Source organism: Flavobacterium circumlabens (genome assembly GCF_004345565.1).
GTDB classification, from domain to species: domain Bacteria; phylum Bacteroidota; class Bacteroidia; order Flavobacteriales; family Flavobacteriaceae; genus Flavobacterium; species Flavobacterium circumlabens.
The window spans coordinates 81,001-103,911 of record NZ_SLWA01000005.1 but is presented as its reverse complement, the minus strand read 5'-3'; the positions used below and the strand labels follow the sequence as shown (position 1 = coordinate 103,911).

The window sequence follows — 22,911 nt, the reverse complement described above, 5'->3', positions numbered from 1 at the left end:
TATCCTTTAATATCGATAAGTAATTCTTGCTTTTGACAAATCATAAGGACTCATTTCTAGTTTCACCTTATCACCAGGTAGTAATTTGATGTAATGCATACGCATTTTACCGGAAATATGAGCAATTACGATATGTCCATTTTCTAACTCCACACGGAACATCGCATTTGACAATGCTTCGATGATTGATCCGTCTTGTTCTATTGCTGATTGTTTTGCCATAAATATATTAAGCTACTGCTTTTCTATTTTTACCAGTCTTCATTAAACCATCATAATGTTTGTTTAACAAGTATGAATTGATTTGTTGAATAGTATCTATCGCAACACCAACCATAATTATTAATGAGGTACCTCCAAAAAACATTGCCCAAGATTGTTGTACATCCATAATACTTACAACAATAGCTGGGAACACAGCAATCAAAGCAAGGAATAAAGATCCTGGGAAAGTTATTAAAGACATCACTTTATCAAGAAAATCTGAAGTCTCAGCTCCCGGACGAACTCCTGGAATGAAACCACCGCTTCTCTTTAAATCATCAGCCATTTTGTTAGTAGGTACCGTGATAGCAGTATAGAAAAATGTAAATACAATAATTAAAGTTGCAAAAACAAAATTATACCAAAATCCAAATATGTCACTAAATGCTCCAACGATAGATTGTGATGTGTCTGATTTAGACAATCCAGCTACAGCTGCAGGAATAAACATAATTGCTTGCGCAAAAATAATTGGCATAACTCCCGAAGCATTAAGCTTAAGAGGAATCCATTGTCTATTACCACCTGCTAAATCTTGCTCGTAATCTCCTGTTGTTGTACGACGAGCGTATTGAACAGGAATTCTACGTACTGCCATTGTAAGCAATACACAAGCGATGATTACTAATAACCACACAATAATTTCAATAACTAATAACATTGGACCTCCATTGTTATTGGTAACTCTGGTTGTAAATTCTTGTATAAAAGCTTGCGGTAAGCGAGCTAAGATACCAACCATAATCAACAATGAAATTCCATTTCCAATACCTTTATCCGTAATTTTTTCTCCAAGCCACATAGCAAAAATTGTACCAGTAACTAAGATAATAACAGAAGAGAATAAAAATTCAGGTGAATTAAAACCTAGTAAGAATGCACTTCCAGGCAACGTTCTGTATAAATTGTAGATATAAGTTGGACCTTGAACCAGTGTAATAGCTATAGTCAACCAACGAGTGATTTGATTAATCTTTTTTCTACCACTTTCTCCATCATTTTGAAGTTTTTGTAAATAAGGAATCGCAATTCCCATTAACTGAACAACAATAGATGCAGAAATATAAGGCATAATACCTAAAGCAAAAACTGAAGCTTTTGCAAAAGCTCCTCCAGTGAACATGTCAAAAATGGCAGTTAAACCATTAGAAGCTTGCCCTGCTAAACCTGTCAACTGAGTTGCGTCAATTCCAGGAAGCGTAACATGTGCACCAAAACGATATACTAATAACAACCCTAATGTAATTAAGATTCTGTTTTTCAGTTCTTCGATTTTCCAAACATTACTTATTGATTCAATAAATTTCTTCATCTTAATAGATAAGTTATATAGTTACAGCTTCTCCACCAGCAGCTTCAATAGCAGCTTTTGCAGTAGCAGTAAATTTGTGTGCAGTTACTTTTAATTTTGCTTTCAATTCTCCTCTACCTAAAATCTTAACGATTTCATTTTTGGTAGCCAGACGGTTTGCTACGTAATCTGTCATAGAAACAGAATCAGTAATTACACCATTGTCTACTAATAATTGAAGCGTATCTAAATTAACACCTTCGTATTCTTTACGATTGATGTTTGTGAAACCAAACTTAGGCACACGTCTTTGAAGTGGCATTTGCCCTCCCTCAAAACCAATCTTTTTAGAATAACCAGAACGAGATTTTGCTCCTTTGTGACCTCTTGCAGAAGTACCACCTTTTCCTGAACCTTCTCCTCTACCTAATCTTTTATTTTGATTGTGTGTTGACCCTTCAGCTGGTTGTAAGTTACTTAAATTCATAACAGTATTTGTTATTTAGCTTCTTCGACAGAAACTAAGTGTTTAACTTTGTTTATCATACCAAGGATAGCAGGGTTTGAATCATGCTCTACAACTTGTCCCATTTTACGTAGACCTAAAGCTTCTAAACCTCTCTTTTGAGAAAGAGGACAGTTGATTTTGCTTCTTACTTGTTTTACTAATAATTTAGCCATAATTTCCTTGAATTAACCTTTAAAAACTTTTTCTAAAGAAACACCTCTTTGTTTTGCAACAGTATGAGCGCTTCTCATTTGTAATAAAGCATCAAAAGTTGCTTTTACCACGTTATGAGGATTTGATGATCCTTGAGATTTAGATAATACGTCGTGAATACCTACTGATTCAAGAACTGAACGAACAGCTCCACCAGCAATAACTCCTGTACCATGAGACGCAGGAATTAAGAATACACGTGCACCACCAAATTTACCTTTTTGTTCGTGAGGAACAGATTGTCCGTTCAAAGGAATTTTTACTAAATTTTTCTTAGCATCTTCCACTGCTTTCGCAATTGCTTCAGAAACGTCTTTAGATTTTCCTAATCCATGACCAACTACTCCGTTTTCATCACCTACAACTACAATAGCAGAAAAACCGAAAGCTCTACCACCTTTTGTAACTTTAGTAACACGATTAACACTTACCAGACGATCTTTAAGTTCAAGACCACTTGGTTTTACCAATTCTACATTTTTGTATTTAGACATAATATATTAGAATTTAAGTCCAGCCGCTCTTGCGCCTTCTGCTAATGATTTAATACGACCGTGATATAAATAACCACCTCTGTCAAAAGTGATGGTATCAATCCCGGCTTTTAACGCTTTCTCAGCAACCAGTTTTCCAACAGCAGTAGCGATTTCAACGTTAGTACCTTTTCCTATTTCTTTTTCTCTTGAAGATGCAGCTAATATAGTAACTCCATTTACATCATCAATAAGTTGAGCGTAAATTTCTTTGTTACTTCTAAATACAGATAGTCTTGGGTTAGTAGCAGTACCACTAATCGTTTTTCTAATTCTGAATCTAATTCTCTGTCTTCTATCAGATTTTGTTAATGACATAATCTTATTTTTTAAGCTGATTTACCTGCTTTTCTTCTTAATACTTCACCCACAAATTTAACACCTTTTCCTTTATATGGTTCAGGCTTACGGAAACCTCTGATTTTCGCAGCAACCTGACCTAAAAGTTGTTTATCAAATGATGTTAATTTTACGATAGGGTTTTTACCTTTTTCAGATATTGTTTCCAAAGCCACTTCAGGAGCGATTTCTAAAACAATATTGTGAGAATATCCAAGAGCTAAATCTAACTTTTGACCTTGGTTTGAAGCTCTATAACCAACTCCAACTAATTCAAGTTCTTTTGTAAAACCTTCAGATACACCAATAATCATATTATTGATCAATGATCTGTATAATCCGTGTTTTGCTCTTTGGTCTTTATGATCAGACGATCTTTCTAATAGAACTTGATCGCCTTCAACTTTTACAGTAATGTCCGAAAACTCCTGAGTTAGTTGACCTTTTTTTCCTTTTACCGTAACGATACCGTCTTTAACTTCAACAGTTACTCCGGCAGCGATTACAACTGGGCTTTTACCTATTCTTGACATCTTATTTAGTCTTTAAAATTAGTATACGTAACAAATTACTTCACCACCTACATTTAATTGCTTAGCTTGTTTCCCGGTCATTAAACCTTTTGATGTAGAAACAATAGCAATTCCTAATCCGTTAAGGATTCTTGGTAATTTGGCAGCACCAGCATATTTACGTAAACCAGGTTTACTAATTCTTTGGATATCTTTAATTACAGGCTCTTTAGTATCTTTATCATACTTCAAAGCGATTTTGATTGAACCCTGAACAGAGTTGTCTTCAAATTTGTAACTCAAGATATAACCTTGATCAAATAAGATCTTAGTTATTTCTTTTTTTAGATTAGAAGCTGGAATTTCAACAACTTTGTGGTTTGCAGCCACAGCGTTACGAACTCTAGTCAAATAATCTGCAATAGGATCTGTATACATATGTATTTGATTGCGACTATGGTTTTCGGGAGGCACTCGCCTCCCGAACCTTTAATCAATTAAAATTATTTTTTGGTTTGCAAAAGTACTAACTTATTGCGAGATTACCAAGATGCTTTTTTAACTCCAGGAATTAATCCATTATTAGCCATCTCACGGAAAGTTACACGTGAAATACCAAATTGACGGATATAACCTCTAGGTCTACCTGTTAATTTACAACGATTGTGTAAACGAACTGGTGAAGCATTCTTAGGTAATTTTTGTAAACCTTCAAAATCTCCGGCTTCTTTCAAAGCTTTTCTTTTCTCAGCATACTTAGCTACCGTTTTCTCTCTTTTCACCTCACGGGCTTTCATTGATTCTTTAGCCATGTCTTAATTCTTTTTAAAAGGTAATCCTAATTCAGCCAATAATGACTTTGCTTCCTTGTCTGTTTTTGCAGTAGTAACAAATGTAATATCCATACCTGAAATTTTGTTTACTTTGTCAATATCAATTTCAGGAAAAATGATTTGCTCCAAAACTCCAAGGTTGTAATTACCTCTTCCGTCGAAACCAGTAGCTTTGATACCACTAAAATCTCTAACGCGTGGCAAAGCAGAAGTAATAAGTCTGTCTAAAAACTCATACATTCTTTCACCACGTAAAGTAACTTTTGCTCCAATAGGCATCCCTTTTCTCAATTTGAAAGACGCAACGTCTTTCTTTGAAATTGTAGATACTGCTTTTTGTCCAGTGATCTTTGTCAACTCATCAACTGCATAGTCAATAAGTTTTTTATCAGATACAGCTGCACCAACTCCACGGCTCAAAACGATTTTTTCCAATTTTGGAACTTGCATTACGTTTGTATATCCGAATTCCTCTTTAAGAGCAGAGATTACTCTACTCTTATATTCTTCTTTTAGTCTAGGTGTATATGCCATTACTATAGTACTTGATTAGATTTTTTCGAAAATCTTACTTTCTTATCTCCTTCTACTCTAATACCAACTCTAGTTGTTTCCTTTGTTTTAGGATCAATTAGTGAAATGTTAGATATTTGTATAGAAGCTTCTTTCTTAACGATACCACCTTGAGGGTTTTTAGCACTTGGTTTTGTATGTTTCGAAACCATGTTTACACCTTCAACTATCGCTTTATTTTTCTCACGGTAAACACGTAAAACTTTACCTTCAGCACCTTTATGGTCTCCAGCAATAACTCTTACGATATCTCCTGATTTAATTTTTAGCTTTATCATCTTAAAACGAATTAAAGCACTTCTGGTGCTAATGATACAATTTTCATGAATTGTTTTTCACGAAGTTCTCTTGCTACCGGACCAAAAACACGTGTTCCTCTCATTTCCCCTGCAGCGTTCAAAAGAACACATGCATTATCATCGAAACGGATATAAGAACCATCGGCTCTTCTCACTTCTTTTTTGGTACGTACAACAACTGCAGTTGAAACAGCTCCTTTTTTAACGTTACCGTTAGGAGTTGCATCTTTAATAGATACTACAATCTTGTCACCAACAGAGGCATACCTTCTTTTGGTACCTCCTAAAACACGGATAGTTAAAACTTCTTTTGCTCCCGTGTTATCTGCTACTTTTAGTCTTGATTCCTGTTGTACCATAATTATTTAGCTCTTTCTAAGATTTCAACTAATCTCCAACATTTTGTTTTACTTAAAGGACGCGTTTCGCTAATTCTTACAGTATCTCCAATGTTACAGTCGTTTGTTTCGTCGTGTGCAACGTATTTCTTTGTTTTCAACACGAACTTACCGTATAATGGGTGTTTTACTCTTCTTACTTCAGCAATAACAATAGATTTATCCATTTTATTTGAAGTAACAACACCAATTCTTTCTTTTCTTAAATTTCTTTTTTCTTCCATCTTTCAGCAGAATACAATTATTGTAACTCTCTTTTAGTTAGCTCTGTAGCCAATCTTGCAACTGTTCTTCTTACACTTCTAATTTGAAGTGGATTCTCAATTGGAGAAATAGCGTGGGCCATTTTTAGGTCAGCATATATCTTCTTAGTTTGACTAAGTTTTTCTTGCAACTCCGCTGCAGAAAGATCTTTTATTTCTGATTGTTTCATAATATACTATAAATTATGCTTCGAAATCTCTAGCAACGACGAACTTAGTTTTTACTGGAAGCTTTTGAGCTGCAAGACGTAAAGCCTCTTTTGCAACTGATAAAGGAACTCCTCCAACTTCAAACATAATTCTTCCGGGTTTAACAACGGCAGCCCAATATTCAACGGCACCTTTACCTTTACCCATACGTACCTCAAGAGGTTTCTTAGTAATTGGTTTGTCTGGAAATATTTTGATCCATAATTGTCCTTCTCTCTTCATGAAACGAGTTGCAGCGATACGCGCAGCTTCGATTTGACGAGAGGTTAAGAACATTCCATCTTCATGTACAGATTTAATACCAAACATTCCATTAGAAAGTTCATGCCCTCTTTGAGAGTTACCTTTCATTTTACCTTTTTGTACCTTACGGTATTTTGTTCTTTTAGGCTGTAACATTTTTCTTTAGTTTAAAAATTTACTTTCTTTTACGAGCGTCTGGTTTACCACCTTTATTAAAAGGTTTTCTGTCTCCTCTCGGAGAATCTCCACCTTTACCACCACCAGTTCCGGATTGTTTTTTATCCATTCCTGCAAGTGGGGAAAGATCTCTCTTTCCATAAACTTCACCTTTCATGATCCATACTTTGATACCCATTCTACCATAAGTAGTGTGAGCTTCAGCCAAAGCATAATCAATATCAGCTCTGAAAGTTGATAGAGGAATTCTACCTTCTTTGAAACCTTCTGAACGCGCCATCTCAGCACCATTCAAACGACCAGAAATCAAAACTTTGATACCTTCAGCGTTCATACGCATAGAAGCAGCAATAGCCATTTTGATTGCACGTCTGTAAGAAATACGGCTTTCGATTTGACGAGCGATGCTTGTCGCCACAAGATAAGCATCTAATTCAGGTCTTTTAATTTCAAAGATGTTGATTTGAACCTCTTTGTCAGTAACTTTCTTAAGTTCTTCTTTCAACTTGTCTACCTCTTGTCCACCTTTTCCGATAATGATACCAGGTCTGGCAGTAGTGATAGTAACGGTTACAAGTTTCAAAGTTCTCTCGATGATTACTTTAGATACACTAGCTTTTGATAAACGAGCGTGGATATACTTTCTGATTTTGTGATCTTCGGCAAGTTTATCACCGTAATCATTTCCACCATACCAGTTTGAGTCCCACCCTCTGATGATACCAAGTCTATTTCCAATTGGATTTGTCTTTTGTCCCATGCTGCTTAAGAATTGCTTTGTGTGTTATTGATAGCTCCAAGCACGATTGTTACGTGATTAGAACGTTTTCTTATTCTGTGTGCACGACCTTGTGGAGCTGGACGAAGTCTTTTCAACATCATTCCACCATCTACTCTGATCTCTTTAACAAATAATCCAGCTTCTTCTAAATTACCTTCACTATTTTTTTGCTCCCAGTTGTTGATTGCAGATAATAATAGTTTCTCTAATTTTCTTGAAGCCTCTTTAGAACTGAATCTTAAGATGTTAAGTGCTCTCTCTACCTTCTGACCTCTTACCAAGTCCGCTACTAAGCGCATTTTTCTAGGTGAAGTAGGGCAGTTATTCAATTTTGCGAAAGCAATAGACTTATTAGCCTCTTTTCTCGCATCTGCTGTTTCTCTTTTACGAACTCCCATTGCTTCTTATTTTTTACCTTTATTTTTTGCTCCAGCATGACCTCTAAAAGATCTAGTTGGTGAAAACTCTCCTAATTTGTGACCTACCATGTTTTCTGTTACGTAAACTGGTACAAATTGACGACCGTTATGAACTGCGATAGTCTGTCCAACAAAGTCCGGAGTAATCATAGAAGCTCTAGACCAAGTCTTTACTACTCCTTTATTACCATTTTCAATGTTTTCCTGAACTTTCTTGTCTAACTTATAATGAACGAAAGGTCCTTTTTTTAATGAACGTGCCATATCTTATTATTTCTTTCTACGTTCTACGATATACTTGTTACTCGGGTTTTTCTTAGAACGAGTTCTATAACCTTTTGCTGGTATTCCATTTCTTGAACGTGGATGTCCACCAGAAGAACGTCCTTCTCCACCACCCATCGGGTGATCAACAGGGTTCATTGCAACAGGTCTTGTTCTAGGTCTTCTTCCTAACCATCTTGTTCTACCTGCTTTACCAGATACAACTAATTGGTGGTCTGAATTAGAAACAGCTCCAATTGTAGCCGAACAAGTTAACAAGATCAATCTTGTTTCACCAGATGGCATTTTAATTGTAGCATATTTTCCATCTCTTGCCATTAACTGAGCAAATGTACCAGCTGAACGAGCGATTACCGCTCCCTGACCTGGACGTAACTCAATACAAGAGATTACAGTTCCTAAAGGAATTCTGCTTAAAGGCAATGTATTACCAATTTCCGGTTGAGATTCAGGACCAGAAACTAATTTCTGACCAACTTTCAATCCGTTTTGAGCAATTACATAAGTTTTCTCTCCATCAGCATAAGCTAACAAAGCGATAAATGCAGTACGATTTGGATCATATTCGATTGATTTCACTGTAGCCGGAATTCCTTCTTTTGTACGTTTGAAATCAATAATACGATATCTCTGCTTGTGACCACCACCCGTATAACGCATGGTCATCTTTCCTTGACTATTTCTACCTCCAGAGTTTTTTATCGGCGCTATCAAAGAGCGTTCCGGCTTATCAGTTGTAATGGCGTCATAACCATTCACAACTCTAAATCGCTGACCTGGGGTAATAGGTTTTAATTTTCTTACTGACATTTTTCTATCTTAGATATTGTTGTAAAAATCAATTGTTTCTCCTTCTTGTACTTGAACAATCGCTTTCTTAATTGCATTTGTCTTTCCACTGATCAAACCACTTTTAGTGTATTTTGTAGTTCTGTCCGGTCTTACGTTCATCGTGTTAACTGAAACGATAGTTACTCCATAAGCAGCTTCAACAGCTTTCTTAATCTGAACTTTGTTTGCTTTTTTGTCAACAACGAATCCGAAGCGGTTTAAAACTTCACTTTCTTTGGTTACTTTTTCTGTTACTATAGGTCTAATTATGATACTCATATTCCTATTATTTGCTTAAATTTTCTTCAATTAACTCCAAAGAACCTTCTAAAAGCACTAAATTATTAGTGTTTAGAATATCATAAGTGCTTAATTCTGAGCTACTTACAACGCTAGAGGTCTTCAAATTGCGTGACGACAAATATACATTTTTATTTGACTCTCCCAACACAAATAGAGATTTTTTATTTTCTAACCCTAAAGCTTTCAAAACGTTAATGAAATTTTTAGTGTTTGGAGTTTCAAATTTAAAGTCCTCAAGAACGATAATATTTGACTCTTTTGCTTTGATTGAGAAAGCTGATTTTCTTGCCAATCTTTTCAAGCTCTTATTCAATTTAAATGAATAACTTCTTGGTCTTGGTCCGAAAACTGTTCCACCACCTTTAAACAATGGATTTTTGATACTTCCCGCACGAGCTGTACCTGTTCCTTTTTGTTTTTTAATCTTACGTGTACTTCCTGCAACTTCAGCTCTTTCTTTAGCTTTGTGAGTTCCTTGTCTTTGATTAGCAAGATATTGCTTTACATCAAGGTATACAGCGTGATTGTTTGGTTCAATTGCGAATACTGAATCAGAAAGTTGAACTTTTCTTCCAGTATCTTTTCCGTTGAAATCTAATACTTTTACTTCCATTACTTCTGAATGATTACATAAGAGTTTTTATGTCCAGGAATACATCCTTTAATAACAAGCAGGTTCTTTTCAGCCACTACTTTTAAAACTCTAAGGTTTTGAACTTTTACATTGTCTCCTCCCATTCTTCCAGCCATACGCATTCCTTTGAATACTCTAGATGGATATGAAGAAGCTCCCACAGAACCTGGCGCTCTTAAACGGTTGTGTTGACCGTGAGTTGCTTGTCCAACACCACCAAATCCGTGACGTTTAACAACCCCTTGAAAACCTTTACCTTTAGATACACCTTGTACATCTACAAATTCTCCTTCAGCAAAAATAGAAACATCAATAAGATCTCCTAATTTTTGTTCAGTTGCAAAATCTTGAAATTCAACGACTTTTTTCTTAGCAACAGTTCCAGCTTTCTTAAAGTGACCTAAAGCCGCTTTAGTGGAATGTTTCTCGTTTTTGTCATCGAAACCAAGTTGCAACGCTTCGTACCCGTCAACACCTTTGGTTCTGACTTGGGTAACAACACACGGCCCAGCTTCGATTACTGTACAAGGAATGTTTTTCCCGTTTTCGTCGAAAATACTAGTCATGCCGATTTTTTTACCAATTAACCCAGACATAAATATTAATTATTAATTACTAAAATTCCCTTCAATTTGAAAATAACAGAAATTTCCAAACAGGGAGTGCAAAAGTAGACATTAAAATCGAATATACCAAACAGTTACAAAAATTAAATCAATTAGAAAAGCTTTTCAAAAACTAAATACACCATTAAGCCTACGTTATTTTTACATAAAGAAAACAAAAATTGATTTTTATTACAGACCCTATTCACCACATAAATCACCTATTTCGAAAATTAAAAACATCGCCAGCTCGCCATACAAAAGACATGCTTGTCAAAAACGAACCAAAACATTAAAAACCAAATATTTAAAATTGAGCGCAAAAGAAAATTAACCAAACAAAAAAAAGCGAAACATTTCTGTTCCGCTTTTTTTTTATAAATATAATAAAAAATTATACTTTGATCTCTACTTCTACTCCACTTGGCAATTCAAGTTTCATTAAAGCATCGATTGTTTTAGATGAAGACGAATAAATATCAATCAATCTTTTGTATGACATTACTTCGAATTGCTCTCTCGCTTTCTTGTTAACGTGCGGAGAACGTAGTACAGTGAAAAGTTTTTTGTGAGTTGGTAACGGAATTGGACCTGTTACAACTGCTCCAGTAGTTTTTACTGTTTTTACGATCTTTTCAGCAGACTTATCTACCAACATGTGATCGTAAGATTTTAGTTTTATTCTGATTTTTTGACTCATTTTCTTAAGAATTAAGCGTTACCTTTTGCTTTTTTAATTACCGCTTCTGAAATATTAGAAGGCGTTTCTGCATAGTGAGAAAACTCCATTGTTGAAGTAGCTCTACCAGAAGATAATGTTCTTAATGTTGTTACATATCCAAACATTTCTGATAAAGGCACATCAGCTTTAATAGTTTTAGCACCGTTTCTGTCACCCATGTCATTAACCTGACCTCTACGACGGTTGATATCACCTACGATATCTCCCATGTTTTCTTCCGGAGTAATAACTTCCATTTTCATGATTGGCTCAAGAACAATTGCACCAGCAGCTTTAGCTACTTCTCTATAACCCATTCTGGCAGCTAACTCAAAAGAAAGTGCATCAGAATCGACAGGGTGGAAAGATCCGTCTGTCAAAGTTACTTTCAAACTATCCACTTGATAACCAGCCAAAGGACCAGTTTTCATAGCTTCACGGAAACCTTTTTCTACAGATGGAATATATTCCTTAGGAACGTTACCACCTTTTACAGCATTAATAAACTGTAATCCTTTTGGAACTTTACCATCAACTTCATCAGCAGGCTCAAGTGTAAATACGATATCACCGAATTTACCACGACCTCCAGATTGTTTCTTGTAAGTTTCTCTGTGAGTTGCAGTTTTTGTAAACGCTTCTTTATATTCAACCTGAGGCTCACCTTGGTTCACTTCAACTTTAAATTCACGTTTCATACGATCCACTAAGATATCTAAGTGAAGCTCACCCATACCAGAGATAATTGTTTGACCAGAAGCCTCATCAGTTCTAACTGTAAATGTAGGATCTTCTTCAGCTAATTTAGCCAAAGCCATACCCATTTTATCAACGTCAGCTTTTGTTTTAGGCTCAATCGCAATACCAATTACCGGTGCAGGGAATTTCATAGACTCAAGAATAATTGGGTGTTTTTCATCACACAATGTATCTCCAGTTTTGATATCTTTAAATCCAACAGCAGCTCCAATATCTCCAGCCTCAATATAGTCGATTGGATTTTGTTTGTTAGCGTGCATTTGGTAGATACGAGAAATTCTTTCTTTATTTCCTGAACGAGTGTTCAAAACATAAGAACCAGCATCTAAACGTCCAGAATAAGCACGGAAGAAAGCCAAACGACCTACGAATGGGTCAGTAGCAATTTTAAATGCCAAAGCAGCGAACGGCTCTTTTACATCTGGCTTACGCAAGATTTTAGTTTGATCTTCTTCTAATAATTCAGCATCGTCAGGATGAATCCCTTCAATACCTTCTTTATCCATTGGAGAAGGCAAATATTTACAAACTGCATCTAACATGAACTGAACTCCTTTGTTTTTGAAAGAAGAACCAGCGATCATCGGAATGATAGCCATATCCATAGTAGCAGCTCTTAAAGCGCTGTTGATTTCTTCCTCTGTAATAGAGCTTTCATCTTCCATGAATTTCTCCAAAAGATTTTCATCATAATCAGCAACTGCTTCAATAAGAACAGATCTGTATTCTTTAACTTCAGCTAACATATCCTCAGGAATCGGCACAATATCAAAAGTTGCCCCTTGAGTAGCATCATGCCATATGATAGCTTGGTTTTTTACTAAATCTACAACACCTTTGAAATCATTTTCTTCACCAATTGGCAAAGTGATTGCAACAGCATTTGATTTCAACATATCACGAACTTGTTGACAAACTGCCAAAAAGTTAGATCCTTGACGGTCCATTTTATTTACGAATCCCATACGAGGAACTCTATATTGATCTGCAAGTCTCCAGTTAGTTTCTGATTGAGGCTCAACACCATCAACAGCACTAAATAAGAAAACCAATCCATCAAGTACACGTAAAGAACGGTTTACCTCTACGGTAAAGTCAACGTGTCCCGGAGTATCAATAATATTAAAGTGGTAAGGCAAAGATTCAGGCAAAATTTTACCTTGCTCAGTTGGAAAATTCCACTCACAAGTTGTTGCAGCTGAAGTAATTGTAATACCTCTTTCTTGCTCTTGAGCCATCCAGTCCATTGTTGCAGCACCATCGTGTACTTCACCAATTTTATGTGACTTTCCAGTGTAAAAAAGGATACGCTCAGTTGTTGTTGTTTTACCAGCATCAATATGCGCAGCGATTCCGATGTTTCTTGTATATTTTAAATCTCTAGCCATTTCTTTACGAATTAAAATCTAAAGTGAGAGAAAGCTTTATTAGCTTCTGCCATTTTGTGAGTATCCATTCTTTTCTTAACAGCAGCACCTTCTTCTTTAGCAGCAGCTAAACATTCTGATGCTAAACGTTGTGCCATAGATTTTTCATTTCTTCTTCTTGAATAAAGTATTAACCACTTCATTGCCATAGAAATTTTTCTGTCTGGTCTAATTTGCATTGGAATTTGAAATGTAGCTCCACCTACTCTACGACTACGTACTTCTACGTGAGGCATAACGTTTGTTAAAGCATCTTTCCAAATTTCTAATGAAGATTTTTCTGAATCCTGCTTTTTAGATTCGATGATGTCAATTGCATCATAAAATACTTTGAAAGCTGTAGATTTCTTACCATCCCACATCAAGTTGTTCACAAAACGTGTTACCAATTGGTCGTTAAACCTCGGATCTGGTAAAAGTGGTCTTTTCTTTGCCGCTCTTTTTCTCATGTCTTTTTTTTAATAAAAAGTTATAGATTATCCGTTAAATGTTATGTGTTTCAGATTTATGACTTTCATCTTTAATCCGTAACCCTTAACTCCTAACCTCCAACTCTTAACGTTTTAAATTACTTTTTTGCTTCTTTTGGGCGTTTAGCACCGTACTTAGATCTTCTTTGCGTTCTTCCTGCAACTCCTGACGTGTCAAGCGCTCCACGAACGATATGATATCTAACACCTGGTAAATCTTTTACCCTTCCACCTCTAACTAATACTATCGAGTGCTCTTGTAAATTGTGTCCTTCTCCAGGGATGTAAGCATTCACCTCATTACCATTTGTCAAACGTACACGCGCAACTTTACGCATTGCAGAGTTTGGTTTTTTTGGTGTAGTAGTGTAAACACGCGTACAAACCCCTCTTCTTTGAGGACAAGAATCTAAAGCAACCGATTTACTCTTCTTAGTTATCTGAGTTCTTCCTGTTCTTACTAATTGTTGAATTGTTGGCATAATTAATACTAAAAATTTATTATGTATATTAAATTCCCGCTTTTTACGGGGTTGCAAATGTATAAAATATTTTTCACTATACAAACGTTAATTCATTAATTTTCAATAACATTATTTATCCTTATGATTTTAGAAACAAACAATAGATATTTGCAATACATTTAATAAACCACACTTAACACTTGAAACAACTTCTAAACATATTGATTTTCATTATAGGATTGAGCTGCCATGCCCAACATTTTTATTTACAAATTAAAGGAAGCGATCAAAATGAAAGCAAAATAATCGACTCCATAAACTACTCAACAAAACACAACAATATAAAATCAGTATTTGAGGAAACAAACAAAACATCCAATATCCTTTTAAAGAAAGGCTATCTGGACAATAAAATAACAGAAACTAACAAAACGAACGACTCTACCTACCTATCTATAATTAGTCTTGAAAACAAAATAAAAAACATTCATATATATATAGGTAGGAATAATTTATTTTTTAATTCACCTAAAACTCAAAATGACACTGTAATCATCCCTTACAAAGAGATTGAAAATTATTTAAATCAAAAAATAACTGAAGCAGAAAAACAGGGTTTCGCTCTGAGCAAAATAAAACTTGAAAATATCCAAAGAAAGAATTCAATAATTTATGCTGACCTAAATTTTAAATCCGAAAAAAAACGAACTGTAAATTCAATTATCCTGAATTACACAAATAACAGCGGGAAGGATTTTTTTCCGAAAGGACATTTAAAACAACTTAACAAAAAATACCTTAACAAAACATTCAATCAGGAAATTACAAAACAGCTATACGAAGATATAAACAGTTTTGAATTTATCTCCCAGACAAAGTATCCTGAAATATTATTCACTAACGATTCTACAAAAATCTACACTTATATTGAAAAAAGAAGAGCCAACAATTTTGATGGCTATATCGGCTTTTCAAATGATGAAAATAAAAAAGTAAATCTGAATGGATATCTTGATATTACTTTACAAAACATTCTTCATTCCGGAGAAAAATTCTCCCTGTATTGGAAAAGTGACGGAAATCAACAAAAAACATTCGACGCCAAATTAGAAATTCCGTATATATTTCAATCCTCTCTGGGAATCAAAGCGCAGTTAAACATATTCAAACAGGACAGCACTTTTCAAAACACCAAAACTGCCATCGATCTGGGTTACTATCTTAATTATAATTCAAAAATATATCTGGGCTACCAATCGACAGAATCAAGTGACATTCAAAACACCAACAACCTTTCAATTAGTGATTATAAAAACTCATACATCACTTCGACTTTAGAGTATAAAAAAACAGACAACACAAACAATCTTTTTCCTAAAAAGGCTTTTGCAAACTTTATAATTGGATACGGTAAAAGAGACACAAGTAACAACCCTGAAACTGCAGAATCAAGCAAACAATTTTATACCAGCCTTAACATTTCATACAATTTTGAATTAAATGAAAACAACTTCCTTAACATAAATTCACAAAATTTCTATTTAAAAAGTAAAAACTACATTTCAAATGAATTGCAACGTTTTGGCGGAATAAATTCAATTAGGGGATTTTTAGAAAACAGTTTGCAGTCAAATTTCAACACATTAATTCTTACAGAATACAGATATATTGTCTCCAAAAATTTATTCATACACTCTGTTACAGATTACGGCTTATACCAAGACCTGACAAGCACTTTGAATAAAAATAAAATTAAAAAATTAATAGGAATCGGCGCTGGTACCGCAATACAGACCAAAAACGGTTTATTAAAAATTATCCTCACAAATGGAGGAGAAAACATTCAAGACCTTCAATTATATAACACTATCATAAACATATGTTATAATGTTAAATTTTAGGGTTTATCAAAAAAAGATTTTTATTTATTAGGAAAGTTAACAAATTATTAAGAGTTTTGCGATACTAATTCAAAATATTTAAAAATGAAACTAAAGTTCAATGGATTCTTAGTGCTTTTATTAGTACTAGTGGCGCAACTGACTTTCGCGCAAGAAAGATCTGTTTCAGGGATGGTTTCCGATAATACAGGTATGCCTTTGCCAGGTGTAAGTGTATTGATCAAAGGAACAAAAACTGGAACGCAAACTGATTTTGATGGTAAATTCTCTATCAAAGCATCAACAAGCCAAGTTTTGGTATTTAGCTACATTGGGATGAAATCTCAGGAAATAGCTGCAAGTTCATCACTAATCAATGTAAAATTAGGTGCTGACGCAAATGAACTTGAAGCAGTTGTTGTAACAACAGCTTTAGGTATTAAAAGAGAGAAAAAATCTCTTGGTTACTCTGCTCAATCAGTATCAGCAGAACAAGTAGGAACTGTTCCTACTGGAAACTTCGTAAATAACTTATCTGGAAAAGTTGCTGGTCTTAGTGTAACTCAAGGTACTAACTTTGGAGGATCTACAAACGTTGTTCTTAGAGGTTTCAAATCTCTTTTAGGAGATAACCAGGCATTATTCGTAGTTGACGGTGTGCCAATTTTGAACAATAACGTAAACAGTTTGGATCAAAAAAATGGTAGAGGTGGTTACGATTATGGTAATGCCGCTTCTGATATCAACCCAAATAACATTGCTGAGATCAACGTATTAAAAGGTGCTGCTGCAACAGCTCTTTACGGATCAAGAGCACAAAATGGTGCGATCATTATTACTACTAAAAAAGGAAAAGCAAGAAATGACATGGCTGTAGAGTTTTCATCTTCTTACACTATGGGTACTGTAGATAAAAAAACTTTCCCTGAATATCAAACAGAATACGGTCAAGGATATTTCGGACAAAGATTTTCAACTTACTTAGGACAGCCAAGAGCTAGAACTGGGGATGATGCTTCTTACGGACCTAAATATGATGGTTCTTTAGTTTACCAATACAATTCATTTATTCCAGGTTCTGCTACTTTTGGACAAAGAACCCCATGGGTTGCAGCAAAAAATGGTCCAATTGAATTTTTTGACACTGCAACATCAACTGTAAACAATATTGCATTAAGTGGAGGTAGCGATAAAGCAACTTACAGATTAACTTATGCTAACACAAACAGTTCTGACATTTTACCAAATTCTTTATTAAGCAAGAACAACTTTAATGCTTCAGCAACTTATAAATTTAGCGATAAATTAAGTTCTACATTTAACGCAACTTATGTAGCACAAAATACACGTAACAGAAATACAACTGGTTACGGAGGAAATCAAATTGCTGGTTTCAGACAATGGTGGGCGAACAACGTTGATCTTAATGATCAAAGAGATTTTTACAACATGAGCAACCAAAACTATACTTGGAACATGACAAGTGCTGCAAATATCTCTCCTGCGTATTGGGATAACCCTTATTTCGGAAGATACCAAAACTACAACAATGATAGCAGAAAGAGATTTGCTGCAAACGCAAGTGTAACCTATGATGTATCTAAAAGTTTAAGTTTCACAGGTAGAATGGGTACTGATGGTTTCACTATGAGAACCGAGGATAGAATAGCTGCGGGTTCAGTTCCGGCAACTTTAGGATCTAATGCAAATCTTGCAAATCTTCCTGCTCAGCCATCTGGTTACGCTTTGGATATTTATGATTACAGCGAACAAAATTATGATTTCTTAGCAACTTACAAGAGAGATTTAGCTGAGGAACTAAACCTTAATGTTATTCTTGGTACTAACTACAACGTACAAAGCAAATTCTCTAATCAACAATCGACATCAGGAGGATTATATGTTCCTGGATTGTATACTATTTCTAACTCTGTATCAGCTCCGGCTTTACCTAGAATCATAGATACAAGGAAAGAAGTACTTGGTTTATTTGCACAAGCAACTTTAGGCTACAAAGGAACATACTATTTAGAAGGTTCTGTAAGAAGAGATGAATCATCTGCTTTACCGTTAGATAACAATGCATATTGGTATTCTGCAGTTTCTGGAAGTGTTATCTTCTCAAACTGGTTAAAAGATGTTGAATTCATCAATTTTGGTAAATTCAGAGCAGCTTACGCTCAGGTAGGTTCTGATACAGATCCTAACCAATTACAAGATTTTTACACTGCAAGAACTCCATTTGGAACAGCAGTTTACTCTTACAACACTACTGCAAAAAATGCAAACTTAAAACCACAACAATTAGACAACGTCGAATTAGGTTTGAACATGCAATTTGCAAAAAACAGAGTTGGATTTGATGTTGCGTGGTTCCAAAACAAAGCATACGATCAAATTTTACCATTACCTGTATCAACAGCTACCGGATCAGCATTCAACACTGTTAATGCTGGTACATTGACAACAAAAGGATTTGAGGTTACACTTAACGCTACTCCTTTTAAAACGGCTAATTTTGCTTGGGATGTAAATATCAACTGGTCTAACCCTAATACGAAAGTTACAGAATTGGCTCCGGGTATTGAAAACATTAATATCAACTCTCTTCAAGGTGGTGTAAGTATTAATGCTCCTCTTAACCAGGATTACGGTCAAATCTGGGGAACAACTTACGTACTTGATGCATCTGGAAACAGAATTATCGGAGATAATGGTGCTTACGTAGTTTCTACAACTACTGACAACAAGCTAGGAACATATCAAGCTGATTGGGCAGGTGGTATCAACAATAAATTCACTTACAAAAATCTTTCTTTCAGCTTCTTAATTGATGTAAAAAAAGGAGGAAGTGTTTTCTCATTGGATCAATATTACGGATACGGAACTGGTATCTATGCTAATTCAGTTGGAAACAATGACTTAGGAAATCCAATTAGAAATACATTAGCTAATGGTGGTGGTGAAATTTTACAAGGTGTTATGGCAAATCCTGCTTACACTCCAGGAGGAACTCAACCACAATACATAACAAATACTACAAGATTAGACAGATCTCAATCAAGCCAGGTTTTCGGAACAGATCCTCCTGCTGCTGCATTTGTTTACGATGCAGGATTTGTAAAATTAAGAGAAGTTGTTTTCACATACAATCTTCCTGAAAGTATCTTAGGAAAATCTGTTAAAGGAGCTTCATTTAGCTTAATAGGTAACAATCTTTGGATCATTGACAAAAGCTTACCATACTCTGATCCAGAAGCTGGATTATCTTCAGGTAACACATCAGGATACCAATCAGGACCTATGCCGACAACAAGAAATATTTCTTTTAATGTCAAAGTTAATTTTTAAAAAAAATAAAAATGAAAAAAATCATAGCAATATTAACAACAGGACTGTTGCTTACAGCTTGTGTTAGTGAAGATATAAATACAGACCCAAACAGTGCATACACCACTGTGCCGGGATCGTTAATTAATTATGCAGAAAAAGAATTAAGCGATTACCTGAATACACCAAGCGTAAATGAAAATAACTTTAGGCTTACCATGCAATATTGGCAGGAAACAACCTACGTGAATGAAAGTAATTATGACTTTACAAACAGAAATGTTTCCAATTCAATATATACGCTCAATTATGTGAATGTATTAAAAAATCTTAGTAAAGCTAAAGAGATAATTAATGCTTATTCACCAACTGCAACTGAATTAGCAGACTGGCCAACTAATAAAAAAAATCAATTAGCTATAATTGAAATTTTAGAGGTTTTTACTTACCAGCGCTTAGTAGACACCTTTGGTAATATTCCTTACACTCAGGCTGGTAACGTTATTGCTTTTCCTTTGCCTGCATATGATGATGGTGCTACTATTTATCAAAATTTAATTTCGAGAATCGATGCTGCAATTCCAAATTTAGTAGCTGTAGATGAAGATCATGATTTTGACACTTTCACTGATGGTGATAAATATTATGGTGGTGATGCTTCAAAATGGCGCAAATTTGCTAATTCTTTAAAATTGAAACTTGCAATTGGAATTGCAGATTCAAATCCAAGTTTAGCACAAACAACAGCTACTTCTGCTATCACTGCCGGAGTAATGACATCTCCAGCTGACAATTGTCAATTTCAATATTTGGCAGCATCACCAAATTACAATCCTTTATTTGAAAATCTATCAGCTAGTGGTAGAAATGACTTTTTTGCAGGTAAAACATTAGTTGATTATATGAACGCAACAAATGATCCACGAATTGGTCACTATTTTGATGAGGTAGAAGGTGGTGGTTATGTTGGCCAAGTTATAGGTGAAGGTGGTGAATTTGGAGATTTTTCTAATATCGGTGCATTTGCTTACACTGCTACAACTCCTGGTATTATTTTAAACTATACAGAAGTTGCTTTCTATATCGCAGAAGCTAATGCTCGTTGGAATCCAGCTGCTGCAGCAACGGCTTACAACACAGCTGTAACTGCTTCTATAGTAGAATGGGGCGGTACTCCGGCTGAAGCTGTAACCTACCTTGCAACTCATCCTTATGATGCTGTTAACTGGAAAAAATCAATTGGGGAGCAAGCTTGGGTAGCTATGTTTAACCAAGCGCAGACTTCCTGGAATTTCTGGAGAAGATTAGACTTCCCTGTATTAACAGCTCCTGCTACCGCTATTATCAATGCTGGTGGTAAAGTTCCTGTAAGAATGGCATACCCAGTACTTGAGCAACAAGTAAACAGCTCTAACTGGAAAGCTGCATCTACAGCTATCGGTGGAGATTTATTGACAACAAAATTATTCTGGGATAAATTCTAATTTATTCTCAAATAAAAATATTAAAACCACTCTGTTCATTCAGAGTGGTTTTTTTTTATATAAACATTATGCCTATATTTGCCCTATGGAAAAAGAACATCAAATATTTGGAATTAGAGCCATTATAGAAGCAATTCAGGCAGGTAAAGAAGTAGACAAAGTATTCATCCAAAAAGAAATTTCTGGTGAATTAATGAAAGATTTAATGAAGGTGATGAAACGCGCCAACATAAATTTCTCTTATGTTCCTGTAGAAAAACTAAACAGACTAACACCAAATAATCACCAGGGTGCTGTAGCAACAATTTCACCTATTGGTTTTATTGATTTAGAACACCTTGTTGAATCTACCATAGAATCTGGCTTAAAACCTCTGTTTCTAATATTGGATCAAATCTCAGATGCGCGAAATTTCGGCGCTATTATCCGTACTGCTGAATGTACTGGCGTAAACGGAATTATTGTTCAAAAAGCCGGATCTGCTCCCGTAAACGGAGATACTGTAAAAACATCGGCAGGTGCTGTTTTTAATGTTCCAATCTGTAAAGTGGAGCATATTAAAGATGCTATATTTTATCTTCAGGGCTCCGGAATTAAAACTGTTGCTGCAACTGAAAAAACAGAGCACAACATTTATGACTTATCATTGAATGAACCAGTAGCTATAATAATGGGATCTGAAGACCGCGGAATAAACCCTTCGGTACTTAAAATTGTAGATGAAAAAGCAAAACTCCCAATGTTCGGAACAATAGGTTCTTTAAATGTATCGGTAGCTTGTGGTGCTTTTTTATACGAGGCTGTCCGTCAAAGAAGTTAAACCCCTGAGAAGTTTAGATTGGTAGTGAAGAGTTTAATGCTTTATTACTTAACTTTAAAATGGTAATAAAATATCCATAACAGTTTTTAAAAATTACTGTTATGGATATTTTTATGAAGTTTGAAAACAGAATTTCAAATTAATTCTTTCTTCTGTATATTTATTATCGGAACTAAAAGCTTCTAATTCCAGCTATTCCTTTTTATCTAATTCATCATTTTTTCTAATCGTGTAATTAACCAGAAGATTTGAATTAAAATAAGTCAAAACATCTTCTGCTTCCTCTTCCGGAATTTCAGTATTGACAAAATTACCGTCTGCATCAAAATGTTTCATAAAAGGATCGGCTTCCGCATTGAAATCCGGTTTTTGCCACTCGTAAACAATTGGTTTGGCATAATCCGGAGTTTTATAAAAAAGAGTCAGCATAAAACCGGTTATAAAACCAGCCAAATGTCCCTCCCAGGAAATCGTCTTATCAATATCCGGAAAAACGTACCAAATCATCCCGCCATAAAGCAGAACGACAGAAAAAGACAATGCCACTAATCTATAATATCTGGTCTGTATTCCTTTAAAAAAAATAAAACTTACCAAAACATAAATTAATCCACTGGCTCCAATATGATAATTTTGCCTGCCAATGATCCAGGTAATCAAACCGGAGAATAAAATACCATAACCGATAACCGCATAAGTATGTTTTGGATAAAAAAACTGCATCGCAGCCAACAATACTAAAAGAGGAATAGAGTTATTATACAAATGCCCTAAATTTTCATGAATGAACGGGCTAAATAAAACGCCTTGTAAACCTGAAAAATCACGGGGATAAATTCCGTTTTGGTAAAAATCAAAGTCGAAACGAATTTGAAACCAGTATATTATCCAAAGAAAAAGCACAAAAAATACCGGAAGACCGATAACAGCATTTGAAAATTTAAAATGATCGTCATTCATAATTCCTATAATAGGTTCAATGTTAATTATCAAAAAACTATCCAAATATAATTTACTGATAATTTGTCAGCTAACCGAAAAT

31 protein-coding genes are annotated in these 22,911 nt (G+C 35.0%); 4 read left to right on the top strand and 27 right to left on the bottom strand.

Annotation, left to right across the window (positions count from 1 at the left end; translation table 11 throughout):
• Positions 1 to 6: 6 nt before the first annotated feature.
• The 26 genes from infA to rpsL all read right to left on the bottom strand — a co-directional run bounded on the left by infA (position 7) and on the right by rpsL (position 14,373).
• On the bottom strand, positions 7 to 222 hold the full coding sequence (gene infA / locus EV142_RS13240; protein ID WP_007136545.1) for a translation initiation factor IF-1: 216 nt from the start codon (positions 220 to 222) through the stop codon (positions 7 to 9).
• A 7-nt stretch (positions 223 to 229) separates the two neighbouring features.
• Positions 230 to 1,576, bottom strand: a complete 1,347-nt coding sequence (gene secY, locus EV142_RS13235; protein ID WP_132036350.1) for a preprotein translocase subunit SecY — start codon at positions 1,574 to 1,576, stop codon at positions 230 to 232.
• A 13-nt stretch (positions 1,577 to 1,589) separates the two neighbouring features.
• Positions 1,590 to 2,042: a 50S ribosomal protein L15 gene (gene rplO / locus EV142_RS13230; protein WP_007803667.1), complete on the bottom strand. Its 453-nt coding sequence runs from the start codon at positions 2,040 to 2,042 to the stop codon at positions 1,590 to 1,592.
• Between the two features lie 11 nt (positions 2,043 to 2,053).
• Positions 2,054 to 2,236, bottom strand: a complete 183-nt coding sequence (gene rpmD, locus EV142_RS13225; protein WP_017495010.1) for a 50S ribosomal protein L30 — start codon at positions 2,234 to 2,236, stop codon at positions 2,054 to 2,056.
• A 12-nt stretch (positions 2,237 to 2,248) separates the two neighbouring features.
• Positions 2,249 to 2,773 carry a 30S ribosomal protein S5 gene (gene rpsE / locus EV142_RS13220; protein ID WP_085950926.1) on the bottom strand — a complete coding sequence of 175 codons (525 nt, stop codon included), beginning with the start codon at positions 2,771 to 2,773 and terminating at the stop codon, positions 2,249 to 2,251.
• Positions 2,774 to 2,776: 3 nt separating this feature from the next.
• On the bottom strand, positions 2,777 to 3,127 hold the full coding sequence (gene rplR, locus EV142_RS13215; protein WP_132036349.1) for a 50S ribosomal protein L18: 351 nt from the start codon (positions 3,125 to 3,127) through the stop codon (positions 2,777 to 2,779).
• Between the two features lie 11 nt (positions 3,128 to 3,138).
• Positions 3,139 to 3,681 carry a 50S ribosomal protein L6 gene (gene rplF / locus EV142_RS13210; RefSeq protein ID WP_131426018.1) on the bottom strand — a complete coding sequence of 181 codons (543 nt, stop codon included), beginning with the start codon at positions 3,679 to 3,681 and terminating at the stop codon, positions 3,139 to 3,141.
• An 18-nt stretch (positions 3,682 to 3,699) separates the two neighbouring features.
• Positions 3,700 to 4,098, bottom strand: coding sequence for a 30S ribosomal protein S8 (gene rpsH / locus EV142_RS13205; RefSeq protein WP_017495014.1), 399 nt, complete (start codon positions 4,096 to 4,098; stop codon positions 3,700 to 3,702).
• A gap of 104 nt (positions 4,099 to 4,202) precedes the next feature.
• The gene (gene rpsN, locus EV142_RS13200; protein ID WP_007803655.1) at positions 4,203 to 4,472 is read right to left on the bottom strand and encodes a 30S ribosomal protein S14; all 270 of its coding nucleotides are present in this window, start codon (positions 4,470 to 4,472) and stop codon (positions 4,203 to 4,205) included.
• A 3-nt stretch (positions 4,473 to 4,475) separates the two neighbouring features.
• A complete protein-coding gene (gene rplE, locus EV142_RS13195) occupies positions 4,476 to 5,027 on the bottom strand; it encodes a 50S ribosomal protein L5 (protein WP_017495015.1) in 552 nt (183 codons plus the stop codon).
• 2 nt (positions 5,028 to 5,029) lie between these two features.
• On the bottom strand, positions 5,030 to 5,344 hold the full coding sequence (gene rplX / locus EV142_RS13190) for a 50S ribosomal protein L24 (RefSeq protein ID WP_007803650.1): 315 nt from the start codon (positions 5,342 to 5,344) through the stop codon (positions 5,030 to 5,032).
• A gap of 11 nt (positions 5,345 to 5,355) precedes the next feature.
• Positions 5,356 to 5,724 (bottom strand): 50S ribosomal protein L14, encoded by a 369-nt coding sequence (rplN, locus tag EV142_RS13185; RefSeq protein WP_007803649.1) that lies wholly within the window; start codon positions 5,722 to 5,724, stop codon positions 5,356 to 5,358.
• 2 nt (positions 5,725 to 5,726) lie between these two features.
• Positions 5,727 to 5,987: a 30S ribosomal protein S17 gene (gene rpsQ / locus EV142_RS13180; protein ID WP_059114054.1), complete on the bottom strand. Its 261-nt coding sequence runs from the start codon at positions 5,985 to 5,987 to the stop codon at positions 5,727 to 5,729.
• Positions 5,988 to 6,004: 17 nt separating this feature from the next.
• Positions 6,005 to 6,196, bottom strand: a complete 192-nt coding sequence (rpmC, locus tag EV142_RS13175) for a 50S ribosomal protein L29 (RefSeq protein WP_007803639.1) — start codon at positions 6,194 to 6,196, stop codon at positions 6,005 to 6,007.
• A gap of 13 nt (positions 6,197 to 6,209) precedes the next feature.
• On the bottom strand, positions 6,210 to 6,635 hold the full coding sequence (gene rplP / locus EV142_RS13170) for a 50S ribosomal protein L16 (protein ID WP_007803637.1): 426 nt from the start codon (positions 6,633 to 6,635) through the stop codon (positions 6,210 to 6,212).
• 19 nt (positions 6,636 to 6,654) lie between these two features.
• Entirely contained in the window at positions 6,655 to 7,416 is a 762-nt protein-coding gene (rpsC, locus tag EV142_RS13165; protein WP_007803635.1) for a 30S ribosomal protein S3, read from the bottom strand.
• Positions 7,417 to 7,421: 5 nt separating this feature from the next.
• Positions 7,422 to 7,835: a 50S ribosomal protein L22 gene (gene rplV, locus EV142_RS13160; protein ID WP_007803631.1), complete on the bottom strand. Its 414-nt coding sequence runs from the start codon at positions 7,833 to 7,835 to the stop codon at positions 7,422 to 7,424.
• A 6-nt stretch (positions 7,836 to 7,841) separates the two neighbouring features.
• Positions 7,842 to 8,120, bottom strand: coding sequence for a 30S ribosomal protein S19 (gene rpsS, locus EV142_RS13155; RefSeq protein ID WP_007803626.1), 279 nt, complete (start codon positions 8,118 to 8,120; stop codon positions 7,842 to 7,844).
• A 6-nt stretch (positions 8,121 to 8,126) separates the two neighbouring features.
• Positions 8,127 to 8,951, bottom strand: coding sequence for a 50S ribosomal protein L2 (gene rplB / locus EV142_RS13150; protein WP_059114053.1), 825 nt, complete (start codon positions 8,949 to 8,951; stop codon positions 8,127 to 8,129).
• A 9-nt stretch (positions 8,952 to 8,960) separates the two neighbouring features.
• On the bottom strand, positions 8,961 to 9,251 hold the full coding sequence (gene rplW / locus EV142_RS13145; RefSeq protein ID WP_017495018.1) for a 50S ribosomal protein L23: 291 nt from the start codon (positions 9,249 to 9,251) through the stop codon (positions 8,961 to 8,963).
• A gap of 7 nt (positions 9,252 to 9,258) precedes the next feature.
• Positions 9,259 to 9,888: a 50S ribosomal protein L4 gene (gene rplD / locus EV142_RS13140; RefSeq protein ID WP_132036348.1), complete on the bottom strand. Its 630-nt coding sequence runs from the start codon at positions 9,886 to 9,888 to the stop codon at positions 9,259 to 9,261.
• Entirely contained in the window at positions 9,888 to 10,505 is a 618-nt protein-coding gene (gene rplC, locus EV142_RS13135) for a 50S ribosomal protein L3 (RefSeq protein WP_089478369.1), read from the bottom strand. Before rplC ends, rplD begins: the two co-directional genes overlap by 1 nt.
• A 403-nt stretch (positions 10,506 to 10,908) precedes the next feature.
• On the bottom strand, positions 10,909 to 11,214 hold the full coding sequence (gene rpsJ, locus EV142_RS13130) for a 30S ribosomal protein S10 (RefSeq protein ID WP_007803605.1): 306 nt from the start codon (positions 11,212 to 11,214) through the stop codon (positions 10,909 to 10,911).
• An 11-nt stretch (positions 11,215 to 11,225) separates the two neighbouring features.
• Positions 11,226 to 13,382: an elongation factor G gene (fusA, locus tag EV142_RS13125; protein WP_132036347.1), complete on the bottom strand. Its 2,157-nt coding sequence runs from the start codon at positions 13,380 to 13,382 to the stop codon at positions 11,226 to 11,228.
• Between the two features lie 11 nt (positions 13,383 to 13,393).
• The gene (rpsG, locus tag EV142_RS13120) at positions 13,394 to 13,870 is read right to left on the bottom strand and encodes a 30S ribosomal protein S7 (RefSeq protein ID WP_007803600.1); all 477 of its coding nucleotides are present in this window, start codon (positions 13,868 to 13,870) and stop codon (positions 13,394 to 13,396) included.
• 119 nt (positions 13,871 to 13,989) lie between these two features.
• A complete protein-coding gene (gene rpsL, locus EV142_RS13115; protein WP_007136570.1) occupies positions 13,990 to 14,373 on the bottom strand; it encodes a 30S ribosomal protein S12 in 384 nt (127 codons plus the stop codon).
• Positions 14,374 to 14,555: 182 nt separating this feature from the next.
• Between rpsL and EV142_RS13110 the strand changes: the two genes are divergently transcribed.
• The 4 genes from EV142_RS13110 to rlmB all read left to right on the top strand — a co-directional run bounded on the left by EV142_RS13110 (position 14,556) and on the right by rlmB (position 21,869).
• Complete coding sequence (locus EV142_RS13110) at positions 14,556 to 16,256, top strand: BamA/TamA family outer membrane protein (protein ID WP_238698718.1); 1,701 nt, start codon at positions 14,556 to 14,558, stop codon at positions 16,254 to 16,256.
• Positions 16,257 to 16,340: 84 nt separating this feature from the next.
• Positions 16,341 to 19,586, top strand: a complete 3,246-nt coding sequence (locus EV142_RS13105; protein ID WP_132036346.1) for a SusC/RagA family TonB-linked outer membrane protein — start codon at positions 16,341 to 16,343, stop codon at positions 19,584 to 19,586.
• Between the two features lie 11 nt (positions 19,587 to 19,597).
• Entirely contained in the window at positions 19,598 to 21,049 is a 1,452-nt protein-coding gene (locus EV142_RS13100) for a SusD/RagB family nutrient-binding outer membrane lipoprotein (RefSeq protein ID WP_132036345.1), read from the top strand.
• 85 nt (positions 21,050 to 21,134) lie between these two features.
• Complete coding sequence (rlmB, locus tag EV142_RS13095) at positions 21,135 to 21,869, top strand: 23S rRNA (guanosine(2251)-2'-O)-methyltransferase RlmB (RefSeq protein WP_132036344.1); 735 nt, start codon at positions 21,135 to 21,137, stop codon at positions 21,867 to 21,869.
• Positions 21,870 to 22,061: 192 nt separating this feature from the next.
• Here the strand turns inward: rlmB and EV142_RS13090 are convergent, their stop codons facing one another.
• Positions 22,062 to 22,829, bottom strand: coding sequence for a rhomboid family intramembrane serine protease (locus EV142_RS13090; protein ID WP_132036343.1), 768 nt, complete (start codon positions 22,827 to 22,829; stop codon positions 22,062 to 22,064).
• Positions 22,830 to 22,911 lie beyond the last annotated feature (82 nt).